We start from the raw sequence: 1,784 nt of genomic DNA, 5'->3' as shown, positions 1-1,784 counted from the left end.
AGTGGCCGCAAGGCGCTTTTTTTATTTGTAACTTACTGTGATTTTGATCTTCGAAACTTTTCTAAAAGTTCTGAATGTGATTCATTATGTTGTGGATCAGGTTTAACGCAATCTATCGGGCAAACTGCAATACAGGTCGGTGCATCATAAAAACCGACACATTCTGTGCAACGTTCGGTATCGATTTCATAAATCTTAGCACCTTCATATATTGCTTCGTTTGGACATTCTGGTAAGCACATATCACAGTTGATACATGCGGTAGTAATCATTAGAGCCATGAATTAATGTGCTGGGTATGCTAAAGAGGCTGATGATAATTGCTGTTTTGCTTGAGGTAAGTTCCGAATCAGCAATGCATAACGAATATCAATTTCTTGTGGAAATAGAATTTCAACCGTATGACCTGAACCTTTGGCATTATCGATAAGATTACCTTTGAGATCACGCATTTGTTCGAGCACAAAATGGACGTTGCCTTTCGGTGTCATTAATTCAAGTGAGTCCCCGACAATAAATTTATTTTTGACTTCAATTCGGATGAAGTCACCATTCCTTTCTAATACTTCTCCGCAGAATTGTTGAAAGTCAAAATGTGATGAGCCATCTTCATAATTTTGATATTCACTATGAGTATGGCGACGTAAAAAACCTTCTGTGTAGCCACGGTTAGCTAAACCTTCAAGTTGTGTCATTAGACTTTGATCAAAAGATTTACCCGATAATGCATCATCAATTGCTTTTCGATAAATTTGTGCGGTGCGGGCACAATAAAAGTAAGATTTGGTTCGACCTTCAATTTTTAGTGAAGCGACGCCCATTTGGCTCAGCCTCTCGACATGTTGCACCGCGCGAAGATCTTTAGAATTCATGAAATAAGTACCATGCTCATCTTCTTCGGCGGCAAACATATCCTCATCGTTGCGTTGTACTAATACTGGATTGATAGTATTACGCTCATGTGATGATTTAGAACAACATACTTTTGAATTTTCGAACTGTTGAACAGGGATAACATCTCCATTTGAATCTTCTTGTGCGTCATGGATTTTATATTCCCAACGACAAGCATTGGTACATGCGCCTTGATTGGCATCACGTTTATTCATGTAACCCGATAGTAGACATCGACCAGAATAGGCCATACATAACGCGCCATGTACAAATACTTCTAACTCAATATCTGGCACGTTATTTTTAATTTCTTCAATTTCGTCTAAAGATAACTCACGTGAAAGAATTACACGGCTTAAGCCATAGTCTTTCCAAAACTTAACTGTAGCCCAATTGATGGCATTTGCTTGTACTGATAGGTGAATTGGCATATCAGGAAAATGCTCACGAACCATCATGATTAACCCTGGGTCGGACATGATTAATGCATCTGGTTTCATTTCAATAATTGGGGATAGATCACGTATGAAATTTTTTAATTTACTATTATGTGGCTGGATATTGACGACGACATAAAATTTTTTCCCAAGTGAGTGAGCGTCTTCTATGCCAATTTTAAGATTGTCATGATCAAACTCATTATTTCTGACACGTAAACTATAACGTGGTTGCCCTGCATAGACAGCATCTGCTCCGTAAGCAAAAGCATAACGCATATTTTTTAGTGAACCAGCAGGAGAGAGTAATTCAGTATTCATGATGCAATAAAGGCATATTTAAAATAAGGGATTATTTTAAGAAGTTCAAACTATAGATTCAACCAAGTAATTTACTCAGGATTTTTAACGTGTTAGACCCAATTTAAGTGTCAATAAAAAAGCACCCGAAGG

The 1,784-nt window shown here is 37.6% G+C and carries 2 protein-coding genes; both read right to left on the bottom strand.

Features of this window, described 5'->3' with window-relative positions; all coding sequences use genetic code 11:
* Positions 1-32 precede the first annotated feature (32 nt).
* Positions 33-281, bottom strand: coding sequence for a YfhL family 4Fe-4S dicluster ferredoxin (locus IRT38_RS11985; RefSeq protein ID WP_004953897.1), 249 nt, complete (start codon positions 279-281; stop codon positions 33-35).
* Positions 282-284: 3 nt separating this feature from the next.
* On the bottom strand, positions 285-1,652 hold the full coding sequence (yegQ, locus tag IRT38_RS11980) for a tRNA 5-hydroxyuridine modification protein YegQ (protein ID WP_194597816.1): 1,368 nt from the start codon (positions 1,650-1,652) through the stop codon (positions 285-287).
* Positions 1,653-1,784: the final 132 nt, after the last annotated feature.

Origin of the sequence: Acinetobacter sp. SK-43 (assembly GCF_015351505.1) — a bacterium.
Classification (GTDB): Bacteria; Pseudomonadota; Gammaproteobacteria; order Pseudomonadales; family Moraxellaceae; genus Acinetobacter; species Acinetobacter junii.
The sequence above is the reverse complement of the archived record's forward strand: the minus strand, read 5'-3'. Positions and strand labels throughout refer to the sequence as shown.